Here is an 18,891-nt window from a genome sequence, read left to right as displayed (position 1 = left end):
GTGGGAATTCGAGCGAATTCCCACCACCACAGCTCCCTCACCCTTTTGGGTCGGCTAGTCGAGGCCTAGTTGGGCGCCCTTGTCGCCTCGGCGGGCACCTCGGCGCTGGATGGCGAAGATGGTGTAGCCGAGTAGGCCTACGCCCAGGCCCATGAGGCAGATGGGGCGGGAGTCGGCCCAGTTGTCGTTGGTCCAGACGAGGATGGTGGCTATCAGCCAGCCGAGGCTGCCGAGGGCCAGGACCGGGCGCGGATCGGTGAAGCGGTGGGGGATCTCGGGCACGGGCTGAGTCACGGATTCCAGGGTAGAGGGTTGCGGGGGTATCGGCTGGGGTGGCACGCTCGCGTACCGGTCGGTACGGCTCCCGGGGTGGGTGCCGGAATCCTGCATGTCGGGACGGTGCGGGGCGGACCTCGCGAACAGTCAACCAGTGCGCGAGCGGTCACGTATCGTTTGCCTCTGTGACAACGCCTTCCGATATTCGAGCGCTCGCCGGTGACCTCTCACTGGCGGTGGTGCGCTTGACGCGACATCTGCGAGGCAGGCGCGCCGATGCCCAGATTTCGCTGACTCAGCTCTCCGCTCTCGCCACGCTCAACCGTGAAGGGGCGATGACGCCGGGCGCGCTGGCCGCCAAGGAGCGCGTGCAACCGCCGTCCATGACGCGAGTGATCGCATCGCTGTCGGAAATGAGCCTGGTGGAACGGAATCCGCATCCCACGGATGGGCGGCAGATCATCGTGTCGTTGTCCGAGGCCGGGCGCGCCTTGATCGCGGATGAGACGCACGCCCGCGAGGCGTGGATGACCGATCAGCTGTCGGGCCTGCGCCCGGAGCAACTGACGGTGCTCCTCGAAGCTGTCTCGATCATGAAGCAGATCGTGGACGAGTCCGAGTAACTCAGTATCCGAAAGCCCTATCGCTGGAGACGATTTCGCGTCCCAGCGGGAACAGGGAGATCGGGACGAGCTTGAGATTGGCCCAGGCGAACGGGATTCCGATAATGGTGATGGCCAGGGCGATGCTCGTGAAGATGTGACCCAGCGCCAGCCACCAGCCCGCGACGATGATCCAGACGACATTGCCGAGCATGGACGGGATTCCCGCGCCGGGCTTTTCGACGGCTTCGCGCCCGAACGGCCAGAGCACGTACGAGGCGATCCGGAACGAGGCGATGCCCCACGGGATCGTCACGATCAGCACGCAGCAGATCAATCCGGCAATGATGTAACCCAGCGCCATCCAGAAGCCCACGAGGACTAGCCAGAGCACGTTCAACACCAACTGGATCGGTTTCACGTCATCCAGCATGCCAGGGCGGGCGGGCCGCCGACACCGGGGAAAACCCTGATTTCGGCGGCCGGAATGCCCGTCCCGGCAGGCCTGTGACCTTGCGATCTCGGGTCAGAAGAACCAGCCGAGTTCGGCGTCGCGCTCTGTGGTGAACGCCTCATCGAAGGCGCGCAGCGCGGCGGCTTCCTTGGCCTGGATCCGGTTCGCGGCGGCGAAGGCCCGGGCGCGATGGGTGCCGAAGTACAGCCCGGCCAGGACGTCGATGCCCAGTTCCAGTTCGGCGGGACGGGTGGTGGGTTCGCATTCCGCGATACCGTCCCGCACCCGGAGCGCGAACGTGCCGCCCGCATTGCGGAACGGATCATCCACGGACAGAACGACATCCAGGTCCGTGCGATAGGTGCGTGCGGTGAGTGCCGCCGGGACGTCCATGAGTCGCATCCACAAGCTGTCCCACCGGCCTTTGACGCGAACCAGTCGCGGGTCGGTCATCAGGTAGGGGAGCGGGTCATTATCGGCGAGCGTGGCCTCGACCGTGTGCGCGAGGTCGAGGCTGAGCAGCACTCGCCACAGCGCAATGTGTGCCTCGGGCGTGACGGCCCGGAATTCGACCACGATGACCGCGGATTCCTCGTCCCGCCACTGCCGCCGGTACAGCACGTACCCGTCCGGATGGGTCAGCACGAACAGTGAGGTCGCGCCGCGGCGATGCCGTTCCGGGTCCGCGAACCGCTTCTTCCACTTGGCTTCCGGCTGCTCCTGGCCGCCGGGCACGATCCGCCGCCAGCGGTCGTACACCTCGTACAGATGGTTCTTCGCCTCGTCGATGGTCGCCATCCGGACGCCGCCGGGATCCGGTGTGCCCGGCCGGAATTCGGCGCGCCGCCGGTCGATCTCGACCTCGTTCTCGACCATGGTGGGTGCGTAGCCGAAGCGGCCGTAGATGGTGCCTTCGCTGGCGGTGAAGATGGTGAGCGGGAGGCCCTCGTCCTCGGTGCGCTGGTGCATCTCGGTGTAGAGCGTGCGCAGGATGCCGCGGCGGCGATGCGTCGGTGCGACCACGACGCCGGAGACGCCGGAGGCCTGTACGGTCTGTTCGCCGGGCACGGTGAGGGTCATGGTGCGGTCCACGGTGTGCCCGACGATCTGGTCGCCGTCGACCGCGACCAAGGCCCGTTCGACGGGGAAGACTTCGGGGCCGAGTTCCCGGTCGGATTGCTCGGTGCGCATGCCGAACGCGGTCTCTTCCAACTGCACGATCGCGGGCAAGTCGTCCTTGGTGGCTGAGCGTACGGTGATGCCATTCGTCGATGCCATGACTCGAACCATCCCATGAATCGATATGGCTCTGCATCAGATTTTTCCGCGGGAAACGGGTCCGGTGTCCGCCACCTGCCAACCCCTCCGTGGCAGGTGACGAACACCGAAGAATCCGCCCCGGGAGTCCCCCCGGACTCCCGATCCCCCCAGCTCCCCCCCTGCTTTCGATGTCCCCCCAAGGTCCCCCGAACCTCATTTCCTCGAGTTCCCCCGAACTCGATTCCCCCCGGAGTCCCCCCAGACTCCAAGTCCCCCAGGTCCCCCCGGACCTTCGTTCCCCCCAGGTCCCTCCCCGGACCTTTGTTCCCCCGAGTCCCCCGACCCAAGTCCCCCCGCATCTCGAATCCCCCCGGATTCGAGTCCCCCCTCTGCGAGGTCGTTTCGATCTCGCATGAACAACAATGCCGTCCGCCGCCAACAAGATCCTTAAGAAGACCTTGTAGTCCGAAATGCCCTGGCCGGGAGGGGTTCCGAAACGACGAAACCCGCCCTCGCCGGTGCGAGAGCGGGTTTCGGGGAGCTCAGGGCGGTTAGCGGCCCGTGATATCGCGGTAGTCGCGCTCGCCGTAGCCGGTGTAGATCTGGCGCGGACGGCCGATCTTCAAAGGCTCGCTGTGCATTTCACGCCAGTGCGCGATCCAGCCGGGCAGTCGGCCCATGGCGAACAGCACGGTGAACATGCGGGTCGGGAAGCCCATGGCCCGGTAGATGACGCCGGTGTAGAAGTCGACGTTCGGGTACAGGCGACGCTCGATGAAGTACTCATCGTTCAGCGCGGCCTCTTCGAGCGCCTTGGCGATGTCCAGGAGCTGGTCGTCGCCGCCGATCTTGGACAGGATGGTGTCCGCGGCCTTCTTGACCAGGGTCGCGCGCGGGTCGAAGTTGCGGTAGACGCGGTGCCCGAAGCCCATGAGCTTCACGCCGTCTTCCTTGTTCTTGACCTTGCGGATGAATTCCTTGACGTCGCCGCCGTCGGCCTTGATGCCGTCCAGCATCTCCAGCACGGCCTGGTTGGCGCCGCCGTGCAGCGGGCCCCAGAGCGCGTTGATGCCGCCGGAGACGGAGGTGAACAGGTTGGCGTCCGAGGAGCCGACCAGGCGCACGGTCGAGGTGGAGCAGTTCTGCTCGTGATCGGCGTGCAGGATGAGCAGCATGTCCAGCGCGGCGGCGAGCTCGGGGTCGACCTCATACGGCTCGGCCGGGAAGCCGAACGTCATGCGCAGGAAGTTCTCGACCAGCGACAGCGAGTTGTCCGGGTAGAGGAACGGCTGACCGACCGACTTCTTGTAGGCGTAGGCCGCGATGGTGGGCAGCTTGGCCAGTAGTCGGATGGTGGACAGCTCGACCTGCTCGGGATCGCGCGGATCCAGCGAGTCCTGGTAGTAGGCCGACAGTGCGTTCACCGCGGAGGACAGCACCGGCATCGGGTGAGCGTTGCGCGGGAAGCCGTCGAAGAAGCGCTTCAGATCCTCGTGCAGCAGGGTGTGCCGGCGGATCCGGTCGGTGAAGTCGTCGAGCTGGGCCTGGGTCGGCAGCTCCCCGTAGATGAGCAGGTAGCTCACCTCGATGAAGGTCGACTTACCGGCGAGCTGCTCGATCGGGTAGCCCCGGTAGCGCAGGATGCCCGCTTCACCGTCGATGTAGGTGATGGCCGACTTGGTCGACGCGGTATTCATGAAGCCGGGGTCGTAGGTGACGTACCCGGTGCTGGCCAGTAGCTTGCCCAGGTCGATTCCGTCGTTGCCCTCGACAGCCTTGGCAACCGTCATCGGGTACTCGCCACCGGGGTATGTCAGCACCGGCTTGGCGTCGTCGTCGACGTTGATGATGTTCTCAGCGGGCACGGAAGGATCCCTCTCAGGCTTGAAACCGTAGGCCTCGGCCGCGGTGGCGGACGACGCGCTTGCTTCAACGCTAGCCGCTGTCCAAGACGCCTGACTAATGAGGGTCACCCTTAACTACCTCACAGTCACATTGTCGTGAGGTGAGGCACGGCGGGGTCCTGTGCTATTGGCCCGGACCGCCGCCGCGTCTTCCTGGTGAGCGCCGTGATCAGTCGTTGCAGACCGTCTTGAGAATCACGGAATCGGGGTGCACGCGAGCGTTGTCCTCCGCCTCGCCGCGCGACGGCCCGTAACGGCCGTTGTACTCGTGGCCCATCCGCGAATGGCTGACCGAACCGCAGACGGTGAAGGTAACGAGAACCTCGCAGTTCGGGCCATGGCAGGAGTTCATGGCGGCCGACTTGGCCTCGTCCTTGGTGTTGTAGTTCCAGGATGAGCCGATATCGCCATCGTCGGAAACCGCGATGGCGCCCCAGTTGGTGGGGCTGGCCTGCGCGGAAGCGGGCACGATGAGCGCACCGAGACCGAAAGTGGCTATAGCGGCCGGTGCGACAAGGACTTTGGTGATGGTACGCAGCGGAGACTGCATGGTATTCCCCCGTGGTGGATCGGTAACTCGTGTCCGTTTCAGACTGGACAGAGACTAAACGTCCGGGTGGGGAATTTCACGTCAATTATCGGATTGATCACGAAAACGCAGGCAGGGCAATAAATCCGGTTGTCGCGCTTTCTTCGGTCAGGCCGTCGCCACCTCGGAATGGGCCCGCGCCACGCGATATCGGACGAATGCCGGAAACACGAGTGCGGCCACCACCATGCCGATCACCACGAGCACGCCACCGCCCGCCGCGGCAGCCGCCGTACCCACGGCCGCCGCCGCGAAACCGTGCGCAACATCACCGATTCGGGGTCCACCCGCCACGACGACGATGAACACGCCCTGCAATCGCCCGCGCATCTCATCGGTGGCCACCGACTGCAGCATGGTGGTGCGCAGGGCCGCGGAGAACATGTCCACCGCGCCGCCGAAGGCCAAGCAGGCGAAGGCGATCCAGAGCGCCACGGTGAGGCTCAGCGAATGCCCGGCACCCGCCACGGCCAGCCCGAACCCGATCATGCCGATGCCCCACAACACGATCAGCACCACCACGGCCAGGCCCTGCCGCCGGATTCGGGACAGCCAGCCGGAGAACACGCCACCGGCCACCGCGCCCACCGACATGGCGGCGAACAGCAGGCCGAGGGCATGACCACTGCTCGCGGTATCGCCGAAACTGTCCTGCGCGATCTGCGGGAACAGCGCGCGCGGCATGCCGAACACCATGGCCACCACGTCGACGGCGAAGGAAGCCAACAGGATTCGCTGCGTGGCCAGGTAGACGAAACCGTCCGCGACCTCGCGCAGCCCCGCCTTGCGGGTCTCGCCGAGGGGCGGGATGGGCGGGAGTTTCCATGTGGCCCACACGGTGGCGAGCAGGGCCACGGCATCCAGCAGGTACAGCGTGGACAGCCCGGTCACCGGAATCAGCATGCCCGCCATGACCGGGCCCGCGATCGCGCCGAACTGCATGACCGTCATGCTCAGCGAATTGGCAGCGGGCAGTTGCTCTTCCGGCAGCAGGCGCGGGTAGATGGCGCTGCGGGCGGGCGCGTTCATGGCGAAGAAGGCCTGCTGCGTCGAGAACAGCACCAGCACCAGCCACACATTGTTCAGCCCGGCCGCGGCCTGCGCCCAGAAGGCGAGCGCGGTGAGACCGGTTCCGGCGCTGGTGATGAGCAGCAGCTTGCGGCGGTCCATGGCGTCGGCCAGCGCGCCGCCCCACAGGCCGAACACGATGAGCGGGATGAGGCCGAAGAGTCCGGCCAGGCCGACATAGGAGGAGCTGTGCGTGATGTCGTAGAGCTGCTTGGGAACCGCGACCACGGAGAGTTGTGCGCCGATGACCGTGACGACTCCGGTGGTCCACAACCTGCGATAGTCGGGATTCCGGAGCGGGGTTATATCGGCGAGCACTTTCACCGGCGTGACATTAGCGGCACTAAACGAGCTGGGGCAGCGGTTTTCCGGTGATTCATCCCACGATTGTGGACCTTGCTTGATGCCTGCGCATCGGCATTACTGGGGTTACAGCCTCAGGGTTGCAGGCGTTCCACTTTCATGGCGGCCACCTCGGTATTGCCCGGTTCCACGAGCACCCGCAGCCGGTTGTGCATCCGGCTGCGCCGTCCCTGCCAGAACTCGATGTACTCCGGCTGCAACTGGAACCCGCCCCAATGCGGCGGCACCGGAATCTCGGCCACGCTCTCGAAACGTGCTGTGACCTCGGTCAACTGCCGATCCAAGTCCTCCCGCGAACCGATCGGCCGCGATTGCAGCGAGGCCCACGCGCCCAGCTGTGAACCGCGCGGCCGGGACCGCCAGTACACAGCCGTGACCTCGGCGGCGACCCGTCGCACCGGCCCGCGCACGGTGACCTGCCGTCCGAGCACCGGCCAGACGAAGGTGGCCGAGGCATAGGGCGTGACCGCCAGCGCCTGCCCTTTGAACGAGTCGTAATTCGTGTAAAAAGTCACACCTTCGGGCGAGAGCCCCTTGCACAGCACGGTCCGGGAGGCCGGGCGCGGACCGGATTCGGTCACCTCCACGGTCGCCAGCACCATGGCATTCGAGTCCGTGATCCCGGCGCTGGTGGCATGCTCGATCCAGTTGCGCAGCAATGGTTCCCAGCCGTCGGTCAGCCAGCTCTCGTCAAGGTCGGTTTCCAGGCCCGGATGATTGTCGCCGGCGTCCACTCCGTACTCCACGCGCATGGCCGCGATATCGAGATCGGTAGTGGCGAATTTCTCCTGGTCGGGCATGGGCCAGACGTTACTCCGGAGTAATGCGCGCGTTAAGGTAACGGTGATCGGCGTGGCTGCCCTGGATCGGACAGCCCGATTTGCAAGGAGAGTCACAACATGACTGCCAGCGCTGCGGTTCCCAGCCCTGTCATCCCGGCTGACTTCGTCAGCGGTCTCGAAGGCGTGGTGGCCTTCACCACCGATATCGCCGAACCGGACAAGGATGGTGGCGCGCTTCGCTACCGCGGCGTCGACATCGAGGACCTGGTCGCGAACCGGGTCACCTTCGGTGACGTGTGGTCGCTCCTGGTCGACGGCGAGTTCGGGCACGGCCTGCCCCCGGCCGAGCCGTTCCCGCTGCCGATTCACACCGGTGACGTCCGCGTCGATGTGCAGGCCGGGCTGGCCATGCTCGCCCCGATCTGGGGTTACCAGCCGCTGCTCGATATCGACGACGACACCGCCCGCGACAATCTGGCCCGCGCCTCGGTGATGGCGCTGTCGTATGTGGCGCAGTCCGCCCGCGGCATCTACCAGCCCGCGGTGCCGCAGAAGAAGATCGACGAGTGCAACACCATTACCGAGCGGTTCATGACCCGCTGGAAGGGTGACCCGGACCCGAAGCACACCGAGGCCATCGACGCCTACTGGGTGTCGGCCGCCGAGCACGGCATGAACGCCTCCACCTTCACCGCCCGCGTCATCGCCTCCACCGGCGCGGATGTGGCCGCCTCGCTGTCGGGTGCGATCGGCGCCATGTCGGGCCCGCTGCACGGCGGCGCCCCGGCGCGCGTGCTCCCGATGATCGAGGGCGTCGAGAAGTCGGGCGACGCACGGGCTCTGGTCAAGGGCATCCTGGACCGCAAGGAAAAGCTCATGGGCTTCGGCCACCGGGTCTACCGGGCCGAGGACCCGCGCGCCCGCGTGCTGCGCGCCACCGCCAAGCGCCTGAACGCGCCGCGCTACGAGGTCGCCGCCGCGCTGGAGCAGGCCGCCCTGGCCGAGCTGCGCGAGCGTCGCCCGGATCGCGCCATCGAGACCAATGTCGAGTTCTGGGCCGCCGTGATCCTGGACTTCGCCGAGGTCCCGGCGCACATGATGCCCGCCATGTTCACCTGTGGCCGTACCGCCGGCTGGTGTGCGCACATCCTCGAGCAGAAGAAGCTCGGCAAGCTGGTCCGCCCGGCCGCCATCTACACCGGTCCGAATCCGCGTAAGCCGGAGACGGTTATCGGCTGGGACACCGTGGTTCGCTAGTTCGATCGAATGCTCGACTGTGGCCCGCGGCGACTCGCCGGGGGCCACACTCGTCTCCGAAACAACCTGTTTTCGTACTATGGAGGTGTTCGATGGCCTTGGAGATGCGGACTCGCTGCGAGAAATGCGGGATTGCCGAACTCACTGCTGATGGCCCGGCGTGGATCTGTTCCTACGAGTGCTCGTTCTGCGAAAACTGTAGTAGAACAATGGATTACAACTGTCCGAACTGTGGTGGCGAGTTGGTTGCCAGACCGCGAAGGTTAAAATAATGGTGAATCGAGCTCTGGCCCTTGGCATCTTCTTCACATAACCTTCACCGGTGCTAGACGCAGGACTGTCCCGGCGCCGGTTGCTCTCCGCGGGCGCGGCGATAGCTGCCGGCTTAGCGGCCACCGGATGCGGTGTGGCGAAGGGTAATTCATCCGATCGCATTCTCGAACCCCCGCTCAAGAAGACGGATCCGGGTCTCGCGCCCGCGAGTCTGCCGCTCGCCGATGCGGTCACCCCGTCCTCGGTGGCGGCGAAGTACGCCGGTCAGAAGCCGCAGTCGTGGGGCATGGATCTGTCCGGCATCACCACCGAATTCGGTTCCGCCGGAAAGCAGTTCGCGGTCACCTTCGATGCCTGCGGCGGTCCCGGCAATAACGATATCGACGAGAATCTGCTGGCCCTGCTGCAGGCGCAGCAGATCCCCGCGACCCTGTTCCTGAACAAGCGCTGGATCGACGCCAATCCCGATCGCGCCGCGCAGCTCGCCGCCAATCCGCTGTTCGAGCTCGCCAATCACGGCACCTCGCACCGGCCGCTCGCGGTGAACGGCCGCGCCGCCTATGAGATCAAGGGCACCGGCTCCACGCAGGAAGCCGTGGACGAGGTGTGGGGCAATCACGAGCGGCTCACCGCGCTCACCGGTCGTGCGCCGCGCTTCTTCCGGGCCGGGACCGCCCACTACGACGATGTCGCCGTGTCGATCGTGCACGAGCTCGGCGAAACCCCGGTCGGCTATTCGGTCAATGCCGATTTCGGTGCGACCGCCTCGGCCGCGCAGGTGCAGGCGAACATGATGAACGCCAAGCCCGGCGGCATCTCCCTGGCGCATATGCACCGGCCCAATTCCGGCACCGGCGCGGGCATGCTCAAAGCCCTTCCGGCTTTGAAGGCGGCGGGCTTCCAGTTCGTCAAGCTGCCGTAGGCATCCCCGCTCGAGACCTGCATGCTCGAAACCTCCGCGCTCGCACGGAGTTCGTCACCGTTCGCGGGGGAGTTCCTCGGCCTCGCGGGAGGCCGCCCAGTCCACGGCCACCGATTCACCGCGATCGACGGTGAAGAAGGCCGCCTCCAGATGCCTGCCCAGATCCACCAGGTCCATGGCCGAAAGCGGGACCGGTTGCACCACGCGGACCCGCCACGGGTCGGGTTCGTCCCAGGCGTGCAGTTCCAGATCCAGGCGCAGCACGGGATCGTCGCGGCCGGTGTAATCGGCGGCCAGGGGAGTGGCGGCGAGCACGGTCGCGCGGGCGCGGCGGCCGTGACTGAGGATCTTGGCGAGATTGGCGCGCGAGGATTCCGCCTCGGGCGCGGGCACATACAAGACCAGGCGGTCCCGGTCGCCCGGATCCACGCGGCAGGCGATGATGTCGCCCGGCTGCATCCATTCCTGATCGGCGGTGCTCACGCGCTGCCGGACCCGGGTCTCATACGGGTGCTGATCCTCGAGCCGGATGCGCACCCAGAATTCCTGGCCGGGCCCCTGTGCGTGCTCGGGCGGGCTGCTGGCAGCGTTCTTGCCGCCGGATCGCACGCTCAGAATGGTGGCGGTGCCCTCGGTGCCGTGCATGAGTAGCTCGCGGCGGGCGGCGTCGTCCAGGGCGGGTCCGCGGCGGGTGAGACCGCGGGAGCCGAACTGGGAGGAGAGGCGGCTCAGGAGCCCGAGGCGTGGGTGGTTGTCCGGCGTCTCCGGTTTGCGTTGTGCGCGTCCGGGATTCGCCGGGGGGCCGGATCGGCCGGCGGCGGTGTCAGGTCGCTCGTGCGCGGCCATGCTCATGGCGGTAAACCGTAGTGGCTGTGTGGGGTGTGCCACAGCGTTACGCGCCGTTTGCGGAGGGTCGTCACGAACCCCGAGGTCCGGTTGTTTTGTGTCGCCTACCCACTGGCCCCCGCGCGTACTACCACGCTTTACCCTTGTCGCCATGACCTCTGCGTTCCCGACCATCCCCGACGATCTCAAGCCCGCCGACGGACGGTTCGGCTGCGGACCCTCCAAGGTGCGTCCCGAACAGCTACAGTCCCTCGTCGACACCGGCGCCTCTGTGTTCGGCACCTCCCACCGGCAGAAGCCGGTCAAGGACGTGGTGGCGCGGGTGCGCTCCGGCCTGCGCGAATTGTTCTCGCTGCCCGACGGTTACGAGGTCGTGCTCGGCAATGGCGGCACCACCGCGTTCTGGGATGCCGCCGCCTTCGGCCTGATCCGCGAGAAGTCGCTGCACCTGAGCAATGGCGAGTTCTCCTCCAAGTTCGCCTCGGTGGCCAAGGGCAACCCCTTCATCGGCGACCCGATCGTGGTCAAGTCCGAGCCGGGCGACGCCCCCGTGCCGGTGTCCGACCCGTCCGTCGACCTCATCGGCTGGGCGCACAATGAGACCTCCACCGGTGTCGCCATTCCGGTGTCGCGTCCGGCCGGTTCGGAGAATGCCCTGATCGCCATCGACGCCACCTCCGGCGCGGGCGGTCTGCCGGTGAACATCGCCGATTCCGACGTGTACTACTTCGCGCCGCAGAAGTGCTTCGCGTCCGACGGCGGACTGTGGATCGCGCTGATGAGCCCGAAGGCCCTGGAACGCGTGGAGGAAATCAAGAACTCGGGTCGCTGGGTTCCGGAATTCCTGTCGCTGCCCATCGCGGTGGACAACAGCTCCAAAGATCAGACCTACAACACGCCCGCGCTCGCCACGCTGTTGCTGTTCGCGAATCAGATCGAATGGCTCAATGGGAACGGCGGTCTCGATTGGGCCGTGAAGCGCACCGCGGATTCTTCCTCGCGTCTGTACTCGTGGGCCGAGACCAGCGAATTCGCGACTCCGTTCGTGGCGAATCCGGCGAATCGCTCGCAGGTTGTGGGCACCATCGACTTCGTGGATTCGGTCGATGCGGCGCAGGTCGCGAAGGTGCTGCGCGCCAATGGAATCGTGGACACCGAGCCTTACCGTAAGCTGGGTCGTAACCAGCTGCGCGTCGGCATGTTCCCCGCCATCGACCCCGAGGACGTGTCGCAGCTGACCCGCTGCATTGATTGGGTGGTCGAGAAGATCGGCTGACACCACGGTGTTCATGCAGTGATTCGGGTCCTCCCGCTGAATCCGGGCGGAAGGCCAAAGGAGACACAGTATGCGGCGCGGCGATCTGGCGACAGATTTCCGCGCCGCGTGTCTTGCCCCACGAATCACAGAAGTGCACTACTGTTCCAGAACGTGGGTGGTGTCGCGAGCCTTACTGTGGCTGTGATTGAAGCAGCAGCACGGTGTTCGTTGCAGTGACAAGGAGGTAACGGTGCGTGAACTTCGAGTAATCGGATTGACGCCCGATTCCGCGCACATCGTGTGCATCGATACCGAAACCGGTCAGAAGTACCGGCTCGCCGCGGATGACAAACTGCGTGCGGCCGCCCGTGGAGACCTTGCCCGATTCGGCCAGATCGAGATCGAAATGGAAGCCACGATGCGTCCTCGCGATATCCAGGCCCGTATCCGTGCCGGTGCTTCGGTGGAGCAGGTGACCGAAGAGTCCGGCATGCCCGCCAGTCGAGTCGAGCGTTTCGCGTATCCCGTTCTGCTGGAACGTGCCCGCGCCGCCGAACTGGCGCAGAAGGCGCATCCGGTCCGCAATGACGGTCCCGCCGTCGAGACCCTCATCGATATCGTCTCCGCGGCCTTCGCCGAGCGTGGCCACAATATCGAGGTCGCCGAATGGGATGCCTGGAAGGACGAAAAGGGCTACTGGGTGGCCCAATTGCAGTGGCAGGCGGGCCGTTCGGTGATCGCCGCACACTGGCGCTACCAGCCCGACGCGCACGGCGGCTCCGTGGTGCCCCTCGATGATCCGGCCGCCGATCTGATCGACCCCGACTTCGGCCGCGCCCTGCGCGGCCTGGCCAGCATTCTCCCGGATCAGACCGAGGCCGCCGTGGAGTCGGCCCCGGCTCCTGCGCCCGCGCCGCGGGAAGAGCGGGCCGAATACGAGTCCGCGCCCGCCCGCGTCGCGAATCAGCAGTCCCTGGACGGGTATTTCGAGCAGCGCGCCGCCGTCGGTGCGGACACCGTGCCGGTACCCGCGGCCGCCGCCCCGGCTCCCGCCCCCGCCGCCCCGTCGGCTCCGGCCACCCCCACTCCGGCGCCCGCCCCCGCACCCGCGGCGGCAGCCCCGGCGGCCCCCGCGACCTCGACTCCGGCACCCGCCCCGGCCCAGCCGTCCGCCCCGGCCGCCGAACCCGCTGCCGCGGAACCGGCTCCGGCCGCTCCGGCACAGCAGCCCGCCGCGAAGCAGGCCGGGCAGAAGCAGAGTCGTTCCAAGCGCGGCGGCAAGGCTCCCATGCCGTCCTGGGAAGACGTGCTCCTAGGCGTGCGCAGCTCCGGTAACTGAGTCCCGCCGAATCCCGCTCAAATGCTGAGTATTTGCTGACTCGCTTCGTCTCCGCGGTGAAACTTGGAGTTCGCCGCGCCGGGTGCGAGGTGGCGCAACAGCGACATTTCGGCCGTGGTGGGGGTAGATTTTGATGTGGTGGCGGTGAATGCCGGGCCGATCCGCGCCGACGCCGACTGACGGCCACCGAGCGTTGCTCAAGAGTTGCCAACTTGGGTCGCAATGACTTCGGGAGGTGCCGTTCGTGCCATCCACAGTGTCATCCCTCTGGTACGTCGACGCCTCCGACCCGGTCGCCGTGCTGCGCGAGCATCCGGGGCCCGATCCCGATGCCGCGTTCGCCCTCGCCAAACAGCTCAATCCGGACCGCGATGTGGTGCCCGCCGCGTCCGGCACCATGAAGGTGTGGGCGGGCCCCGACCCCGAATCCGTCTATATCGGTTGCTATCCCGGCGTCACCGTCGTCTGCTCCACCCAGGCCGCGCTGCCCCGCCCCACCAAACTCCCCGAACTGCTGGTGCGCCCGCTCGCCTCCGAGCACACCTTCCTGATCTCCTACGACCTCTCCCTGGGCTGGGGCGCGTTCGCGCATTGGGAGCGCGGCGAATTCCGCCGCTCCTTCAGCGCCACCCGGGTCAATATCCTCGAGGACGCGGGCCTGCCGCGAGTGTGGGAGCGACCGTATTGGGCGGGCGAACATCCCATCGAACTCGATCCGGGCGAATTGCCTGACCCGCAATTACTGCCCTTCGACCCACCGGATTTCGCCGATGCCGCAAATGAGGTGTGGCTCGGATTCTGTTATCGCGGGAAGGTCTCCGAGGACGCGCTCATGCCGGAAGAGATAGCGGTATGCGGCTTTTCGCTGTTCCCCAAGGGTGAAGCACCCGTGGAGGAAGCACCGTCAGAGCCCTCCATCGAACACAATGGCAAGCGCGGCGGCCTGCTGGGCTGGCTGCGCGGCAAGGATCGAGTGTCCTAGCGCCACACTGCTCTTGTCCGGCGTGGCCCCCGCGAGCAGGGCCACCCAGCCGAGCAGGACGCCCGCGGCCAGCCCGAAGATCACCCAGCGCGTCACCGGCGCGTACCGCCAGCGCCACGCCGTCGGAGTCGCGCCGCCGACCGCGATCAGATTGACCACCACCGCCAGCAGCGGATGTATCTGCGCCAGCGCCGCTCCGAACGCGTACACGCCCGCCGCGGTCAGCGCGGCCACGATCACGATGAGGGCGATTCCGGTCGCCCACGGGGTCGGCTCGGAATACCCGTAGCCGTAAGGTCCGTCCGGCGGGTGGGTCACATTCGCACTCTCTCGTAGAAGGCCATGGCCGCGGCGGTCGCAACATTAAGCGAATCGGTGCCCGGTGTCATGGGGATCCGGGCACGAATATCGCTGGCCGCCATGGTCTCCTCGGTGAGCCCCGGACCCTCCGCGCCGAGCAGCAGCGCCACCTTATCTCCGGTCATGGCGGTGGCGAGGGTTTCGGCTTTCGGATTCGGGGTGAGCGAGATGATCTGGAAGCCCTTGCCGCGCAGCACGTCCAGACTCCGCGGCAGCGCCGGGAGCTGCGCGAACGGCACCCGAAGCACATGCCCCATGGACACTCGGACGGCGCGCCGGTACAGCGGATCGGAGCAGCGATCACCGAACAGCACGGCGTCCGCGCCGAGCCCGGCCGCATTGCGGAAGATCGACCCGATGTTCTCGTGATCGTTGACGCCCTCGAGCACCGCCACGGTCCGCGCGCCCGCGAGCGCCTCCTCGGCGGTGAGCTCCGGCGGCCGACGCGCGACGGCCAGCACGCCCCGATTCAGATGGAAGCCGACCACTTCCGCCATGACGTCCGCGGTGGTCCGGTAATACGGCACGTCCACCCCGGCCAGATCCTCGGTGAGTTGTTCGTACCTGTTCGCGACTCCGAACAATGCGAAGGGCCGGAATCGCGAGGCCAGCATGCGCTGTGCGACCACCACACCCTCGGCGATGACCAGGCCCTTGCCGCCCGGTAGATCCGGCCGTCTATCAGCGGAATTCAGATCGCGGAAGTCCGCTACTCGCGGATCCGCGGGGTCGTCGATATCGATCAGCTCGGCCACGGCGGTCCATACTGCCGGACGCTGGGGTTTAGCCCGGCATCGCCGGTGGTAAAAGGGTCAGGGCATAAAGTGATCAAGGTTCCGACCCCATCTATCGAAGAGGACAATCCATGAGCAGCAAGCCGGAAATCGAGTTCCAGGATGGCCCCGCCCCCGCCGAGCTCGTGATCAAGGACCTCGTCGTGGGTGACGGCGCCGAGGCCAAGCCCGGCGACACTGTCGATGTCCACTACCTCGGTGTCGAGTACGACACGGGCGAGCAGTTCGACGCGTCGTGGGATCGCGGCGAGTCCATCGTCTTCCCGCTGCGCAATCTGATCCAGGGCTGGCAGGAAGGCATTCCGGGCATGAAGGTCGGCGGCCGTCGTCAGCTCACCATTCCGCCGCAGCTGGCTTACGGTCCGGCCGGCGCCGGCCACCGGCTGTCGGGCAAGACCCTGGTCTTCATCATCGACCTGCTGGACGTCCCGAACTGACGTCCGACCACACGGGCCCGCCGCGCACTGCGCGGCGGGCCCGGTTGTGTTCTAGGAGCCGACGACGGAGTTCATGATGGTGCCGCCGCTCGTGGCGACCGCGCCGCCGAGCATGGCATTGGCGACCATCTTGGGGGAGCCGCCTCCGCCACCCCACTTCTCCCAGGCGAACTTTCCGCCGCCGTAGGTGATGGCCGCGATCCCCGACATCTGCATGAACCAGGTGAAGTAGCGGAACATCTTCATCATCTTGTCGGCCATGGGCGGGGTTTCGGCCGAGGGGTTGCCCATCTGGGCGACAACCGAGCCGTACATGTCGTGTGCGGCCAGCAACATGCTCACGATCGTTTCCTCTCCGGTACCAACGTGGGTGGTGGAGCACAAACAGGTCGATTAGAGCAATTCGGACAATAGTTTAGCCGAGCGAACCGCCGATTGTTGCTGATTATTTGCGAAGGCTATTTGCGAACGATGTCCACCGGATCGGTGAGCGCGGTGGCGATGACCGACTGCTGTGGCACCGCCCGCTGCGGCAGCGCGTCCAGGGCCTGCGTGGCCTGATTGCCCAGTGTCTTCGTCACGGCCTGCAATTGGGTGACACCGCCGGTGAGCGCGGACATGGCCGACACCAGCTGGGCACTCGCCGAATCGGCGATCTGGGGAATGCTCTGCGCCAGGGAAGCACCCGAATTCAACTGCGCGCTGGCATCGCTCAGCTTGGACGCGGCATCCCGGAGCAGCTGGCCGATCTGGGTGTCGTCCGTGACGGTCGTTCCGGTCAGGTCGGCGAAACCGCTGAGCTGCGTGCTCGCCTGATTCGCGATGTTCTGCAAGCCCTGCAGCTGCGTGATCAGGCCCGCCAGCGTCGGATCACCCGCGAAGGGCAAGGCCTGCAGGAGCGGCACCACGAAATTCAGTCCCGAGCTCAGCGAGCTGGCCGAACTGGTGACCTGACCGAAGGTGACGCCGGTCGAATCCAGTGCCGTGGCAAGCGAATTCGCCTGGGTGGTGGCCGCGGACAGGGTGGAGTTCAGCGAGTCGATGCCCGAAGTCAGTTGGCTGGCACCGGATTTCGCCTGCTCCAGGAACGAGAGCATCTCATCCGCCCCCGAGGAGAAGGATCCGGCGCTGTCGGCGGCGGCCTGCACGCCCGCGTTCAGCAGCTGGGTGGTGCTGCCGAGCTGCACCACCGCGCCGCGCGCGGAATTCATGCTGGCGAACAGCGAGTCGAGCCCGGACGCGCTGATCTTCTTGGTCACCTGATTCACCGCGTCGTTCACGATATTCGGGTCGGCATTGCGGTGCGTGGCCACCGTGACCTGCGCCTTCTTCGGTTTGTCGGTGGCCAGCGAGGAGATGTCCGTGGACAGGTCGGTGGGCAACGTGATCACCACCGCGTAGTCCGCGGTACTGGCCTCGTCCACCACATCCCAGGAGCGAGTACCGCTGTCCTCGAGGGCCTTCGCTATGCGCGCGCCCATCGGGCCGGTGTCGCCATTGATCAGCGCCACCCCCGTGGGCGCGGAGGACCAGCGCAGATACCCGACGGTGCCCGCGGAAACCGCGGCTACCAGCAGCAGAATGACCAGGGCCCAGCGGGCGCGTTTTCCGAACACCATTCAGACCGTACGGGTATGAATTGGCGCTGGTTCTGGCGTTTGTCTGAGAATTCCTTAAAGTCCGGCGTTTTGTCCGGCCGTCGGCGAGTCTTCCGGCTCAGGCCGGGGTGATCCGCAGCGGTTCCGTGGGCGGTTCCCCGCGATCCGGCAATTGCAGCACCAATCGCACACCGCCGAGCGTGCCATCGTCGAAATAGGCTCGGCCACCATGCAATTGGGCCTGCTGCGCGACCAGCGCCAGGCCGAGGCCGGAGCCGCCCTTGCTGGCCCGGCTGCCGCGGGCGAAGCGTTCGAAGACGCCTTCGCGCTCGTCCACGGCCAGGCCGCTGCCATTGTCGTCGACGGATATGACGATGTACCCGTAGTCCGCTCGATGCGCGGACAGCAGGGCCTCGGTGGCCCCGCCGTGCCGGGCGGAGTTGGCCAGGGCATTGTCGATGGCCAGCCGCAGGCCGGTGGGCAGGCCCCGGGTCATCAGCTCGGCATCGGTGTCGATGCGGACCTTGAGGTTCGGGAAGTGGCGCATGGCGTCGTGCGCGGCGGCATCGCAGAGTTCGGCCACATCGGTGGCCACATGATCACGCGCATTGGTCAGGTCGCCCGCGGCCAGGCGTTCCAGCGCGGCCAGGGTGGTCTCCACCCGGTTCTGGCCGCGTTGCAGGTCGGCCAGGATCTCGCGACGCTGCGCCTCGTCCAGGTCGAGGGTGCTCAGCACCTCGAGGTCGGTGCGCATGGCGGTGAGCGGGGTGCGCAGCTCGTGCGCGGAGACCGCGGCGAAATCGCGGGCGGTCTCCAGGGCGGCGGCGGTCTCGGCCTGCGCCCGGTCCACCCGTTCCAGCATGGTGTTGACGGCGTCGGCGAGTTTCTCGGCCTCCCGCACTCCGGAACCGTCCACGGGAGAAGGGGTTTCGGGATCCCCGCCCAGCCCGCGCCGATCCAGCTGCCGGGTCAGGCTCTGAATGGGCCGCACCGCGCGCCCGCCGAAGAGCCAGCCCAGTCCGGCCGCCGCCGCGACGGCAGCGCCCGCGGCCAGCAGCACCCAGCGGCGCTGGGCGGCGGTGGCGTGCTCGGTCTCGGTGGTCGGAATGCCCAGGGACACAACACGACCCGCGGGCTGATTCTCGGTGGTGGTGAGCACCCGGTAGGTCTCGTCCTTCACGGCGACGGTCTGGTTCCCGACGGGCAGCACCGGCAATTGCACCGTCGTGCTGGCCATCGATCCATCCGAATTGCGCACGGTCAGTGCGATTCCGCTGTTGGGGAGCATGCCCAGCACGGTCACGCCGAGCACCGGCTGGATGAGCACCACCTGGGAAAGCGTGTGCAGCTGCTGATCGGCCTGCGTCATATTGTTGCGCTGGATCGCGGTAATGGTCACCCAGCTGAGAATGGCCACGATGATGACCGCGCCCAGTGCCGCGGCGGCGGCCACCCGGGTGCGCACCGAATACGACGGCAACCGCCGCCGTCTGCCGGATGTCATTGCCGGACCGGTCATTTCGGAGT

The 18,891-nt window shown here is 66.7% G+C and carries 21 protein-coding genes; 8 read left to right on the top strand and 13 right to left on the bottom strand.

Going from position 1 to position 18,891, the window contains the following annotated elements; all coding sequences use genetic code 11:
* Positions 1–54: 54 nt before the first annotated feature.
* The gene (locus AB0N05_RS38225; protein ID WP_364703951.1) at positions 55–294 is read right to left on the bottom strand and encodes a DUF2530 domain-containing protein; all 240 of its coding nucleotides are present in this window, start codon (positions 292–294) and stop codon (positions 55–57) included.
* Between the two features lie 167 nt (positions 295–461).
* Here AB0N05_RS38225 and AB0N05_RS38220 point away from each other — a divergent pair, with 167 nt between their 5' ends.
* Complete coding sequence (locus AB0N05_RS38220) at positions 462–899, top strand: MarR family transcriptional regulator (protein ID WP_364703949.1); 438 nt, start codon at positions 462–464, stop codon at positions 897–899.
* A gap of 1 nt (position 900) precedes the next feature.
* Here the strand turns inward: AB0N05_RS38220 and AB0N05_RS38215 are convergent, their stop codons facing one another.
* The 6 genes from AB0N05_RS38215 to pdxH all read right to left on the bottom strand — a co-directional run bounded on the left by AB0N05_RS38215 (position 901) and on the right by pdxH (position 7,316).
* A complete protein-coding gene (locus AB0N05_RS38215; protein WP_364703966.1) occupies positions 901–1,290 on the bottom strand; it encodes a YccF domain-containing protein in 390 nt (129 codons plus the stop codon).
* Between the two features lie 114 nt (positions 1,291–1,404).
* Positions 1,405–2,610, bottom strand: a complete 1,206-nt coding sequence (locus AB0N05_RS38210) for a GNAT family N-acetyltransferase (RefSeq protein WP_364703946.1) — start codon at positions 2,608–2,610, stop codon at positions 1,405–1,407.
* A 533-nt stretch (positions 2,611–3,143) separates the two neighbouring features.
* Positions 3,144–4,457: a citrate synthase gene (locus AB0N05_RS38205; protein ID WP_364703943.1), complete on the bottom strand. Its 1,314-nt coding sequence runs from the start codon at positions 4,455–4,457 to the stop codon at positions 3,144–3,146.
* Positions 4,458–4,665: 208 nt separating this feature from the next.
* The gene (locus AB0N05_RS38200; RefSeq protein ID WP_364703940.1) at positions 4,666–5,046 is read right to left on the bottom strand and encodes a DUF4189 domain-containing protein; all 381 of its coding nucleotides are present in this window, start codon (positions 5,044–5,046) and stop codon (positions 4,666–4,668) included.
* Positions 5,047–5,193: 147 nt separating this feature from the next.
* Positions 5,194–6,477: an MFS transporter gene (locus AB0N05_RS38195; protein WP_364703938.1), complete on the bottom strand. Its 1,284-nt coding sequence runs from the start codon at positions 6,475–6,477 to the stop codon at positions 5,194–5,196.
* 113 nt (positions 6,478–6,590) lie between these two features.
* Complete coding sequence (gene pdxH / locus AB0N05_RS38190; protein ID WP_364703936.1) at positions 6,591–7,316, bottom strand: pyridoxamine 5'-phosphate oxidase; 726 nt, start codon at positions 7,314–7,316, stop codon at positions 6,591–6,593.
* 99 nt (positions 7,317–7,415) lie between these two features.
* Between pdxH and AB0N05_RS38185 the strand changes: the two genes are divergently transcribed.
* The 3 genes from AB0N05_RS38185 (at position 7,416) to AB0N05_RS38175 (ending at position 9,750) form a co-directional block, all read left to right on the top strand.
* The gene (locus AB0N05_RS38185; protein WP_364703933.1) at positions 7,416–8,555 is read left to right on the top strand and encodes a citrate synthase 2; all 1,140 of its coding nucleotides are present in this window, start codon (positions 7,416–7,418) and stop codon (positions 8,553–8,555) included.
* Between the two features lie 92 nt (positions 8,556–8,647).
* Positions 8,648–8,827, top strand: a complete 180-nt coding sequence (locus AB0N05_RS38180) for a DUF1272 domain-containing protein (RefSeq protein WP_364703931.1) — start codon at positions 8,648–8,650, stop codon at positions 8,825–8,827.
* A gap of 134 nt (positions 8,828–8,961) precedes the next feature.
* Entirely contained in the window at positions 8,962–9,750 is a 789-nt protein-coding gene (locus tag AB0N05_RS38175) for a polysaccharide deacetylase family protein (RefSeq protein ID WP_364703928.1), read from the top strand.
* Between the two features lie 54 nt (positions 9,751–9,804).
* Here the strand turns inward: AB0N05_RS38175 and AB0N05_RS38170 are convergent, their stop codons facing one another.
* Positions 9,805–10,602: a hypothetical protein gene (locus AB0N05_RS38170; RefSeq protein WP_364703926.1), complete on the bottom strand. Its 798-nt coding sequence runs from the start codon at positions 10,600–10,602 to the stop codon at positions 9,805–9,807.
* A 145-nt stretch (positions 10,603–10,747) separates the two neighbouring features.
* On the opposite strand from AB0N05_RS38170, the gene serC reads away from it, so the two are divergent.
* The 3 genes from serC (at position 10,748) to AB0N05_RS38155 (ending at position 14,175) form a co-directional block, all read left to right on the top strand.
* The gene (gene serC, locus AB0N05_RS38165) at positions 10,748–11,872 is read left to right on the top strand and encodes a phosphoserine transaminase (RefSeq protein WP_364703923.1); all 1,125 of its coding nucleotides are present in this window, start codon (positions 10,748–10,750) and stop codon (positions 11,870–11,872) included.
* Positions 11,873–12,104: 232 nt separating this feature from the next.
* Positions 12,105–13,193, top strand: coding sequence for a septation protein SepH (gene sepH, locus AB0N05_RS38160; RefSeq protein WP_364703920.1), 1,089 nt, complete (start codon positions 12,105–12,107; stop codon positions 13,191–13,193).
* A gap of 244 nt (positions 13,194–13,437) precedes the next feature.
* Positions 13,438–14,175, top strand: a complete 738-nt coding sequence (locus AB0N05_RS38155; RefSeq protein WP_364703918.1) for a hypothetical protein — start codon at positions 13,438–13,440, stop codon at positions 14,173–14,175.
* Here the strand turns inward: AB0N05_RS38155 and AB0N05_RS38150 are convergent.
* Positions 14,098–14,493: a DUF2537 domain-containing protein gene (locus AB0N05_RS38150; protein WP_364703915.1), complete on the bottom strand. Its 396-nt coding sequence runs from the start codon at positions 14,491–14,493 to the stop codon at positions 14,098–14,100. The two genes, AB0N05_RS38155 and AB0N05_RS38150, sit on opposite strands and share 78 nt — an antisense overlap.
* Positions 14,490–15,290, bottom strand: coding sequence for an RNA methyltransferase (locus AB0N05_RS38145; RefSeq protein ID WP_364703912.1), 801 nt, complete (start codon positions 15,288–15,290; stop codon positions 14,490–14,492). Before AB0N05_RS38145 ends, AB0N05_RS38150 begins: the two co-directional genes overlap by 4 nt.
* Positions 15,291–15,400: 110 nt before the next feature.
* On the opposite strand from AB0N05_RS38145, the gene AB0N05_RS38140 reads away from it, so the two are divergent.
* Positions 15,401–15,766 (top strand): FKBP-type peptidyl-prolyl cis-trans isomerase, encoded by a 366-nt coding sequence (locus AB0N05_RS38140; protein WP_364703910.1) that lies wholly within the window; start codon positions 15,401–15,403, stop codon positions 15,764–15,766.
* A gap of 51 nt (positions 15,767–15,817) precedes the next feature.
* Here AB0N05_RS38140 and AB0N05_RS38135 read toward each other — a convergent pair whose 3' ends face one another.
* From AB0N05_RS38135 to AB0N05_RS38125, 3 genes are all read right to left on the bottom strand, one after another.
* Entirely contained in the window at positions 15,818–16,102 is a 285-nt protein-coding gene (locus AB0N05_RS38135; RefSeq protein ID WP_364703964.1) for a hypothetical protein, read from the bottom strand.
* Positions 16,103–16,224: 122 nt separating this feature from the next.
* The gene (locus AB0N05_RS38130; RefSeq protein WP_364703907.1) at positions 16,225–17,385 is read right to left on the bottom strand and encodes a hypothetical protein; all 1,161 of its coding nucleotides are present in this window, start codon (positions 17,383–17,385) and stop codon (positions 16,225–16,227) included.
* A 97-nt stretch (positions 17,386–17,482) separates the two neighbouring features.
* Positions 17,483–18,868, bottom strand: a complete 1,386-nt coding sequence (locus AB0N05_RS38125) for a HAMP domain-containing sensor histidine kinase (RefSeq protein WP_364703904.1) — start codon at positions 18,866–18,868, stop codon at positions 17,483–17,485.
* Positions 18,869–18,891 lie beyond the last annotated feature (23 nt).

The sequence above is a fragment of the Nocardia sp. NPDC051030 genome (genome assembly GCF_040683015.1).
GTDB lineage: Bacteria > Actinomycetota > Actinomycetes > Mycobacteriales > Mycobacteriaceae > Nocardia.
The sequence above is the reverse complement of the archived record's forward strand: the minus strand, read 5'-3'. Positions and strand labels throughout refer to the sequence as shown.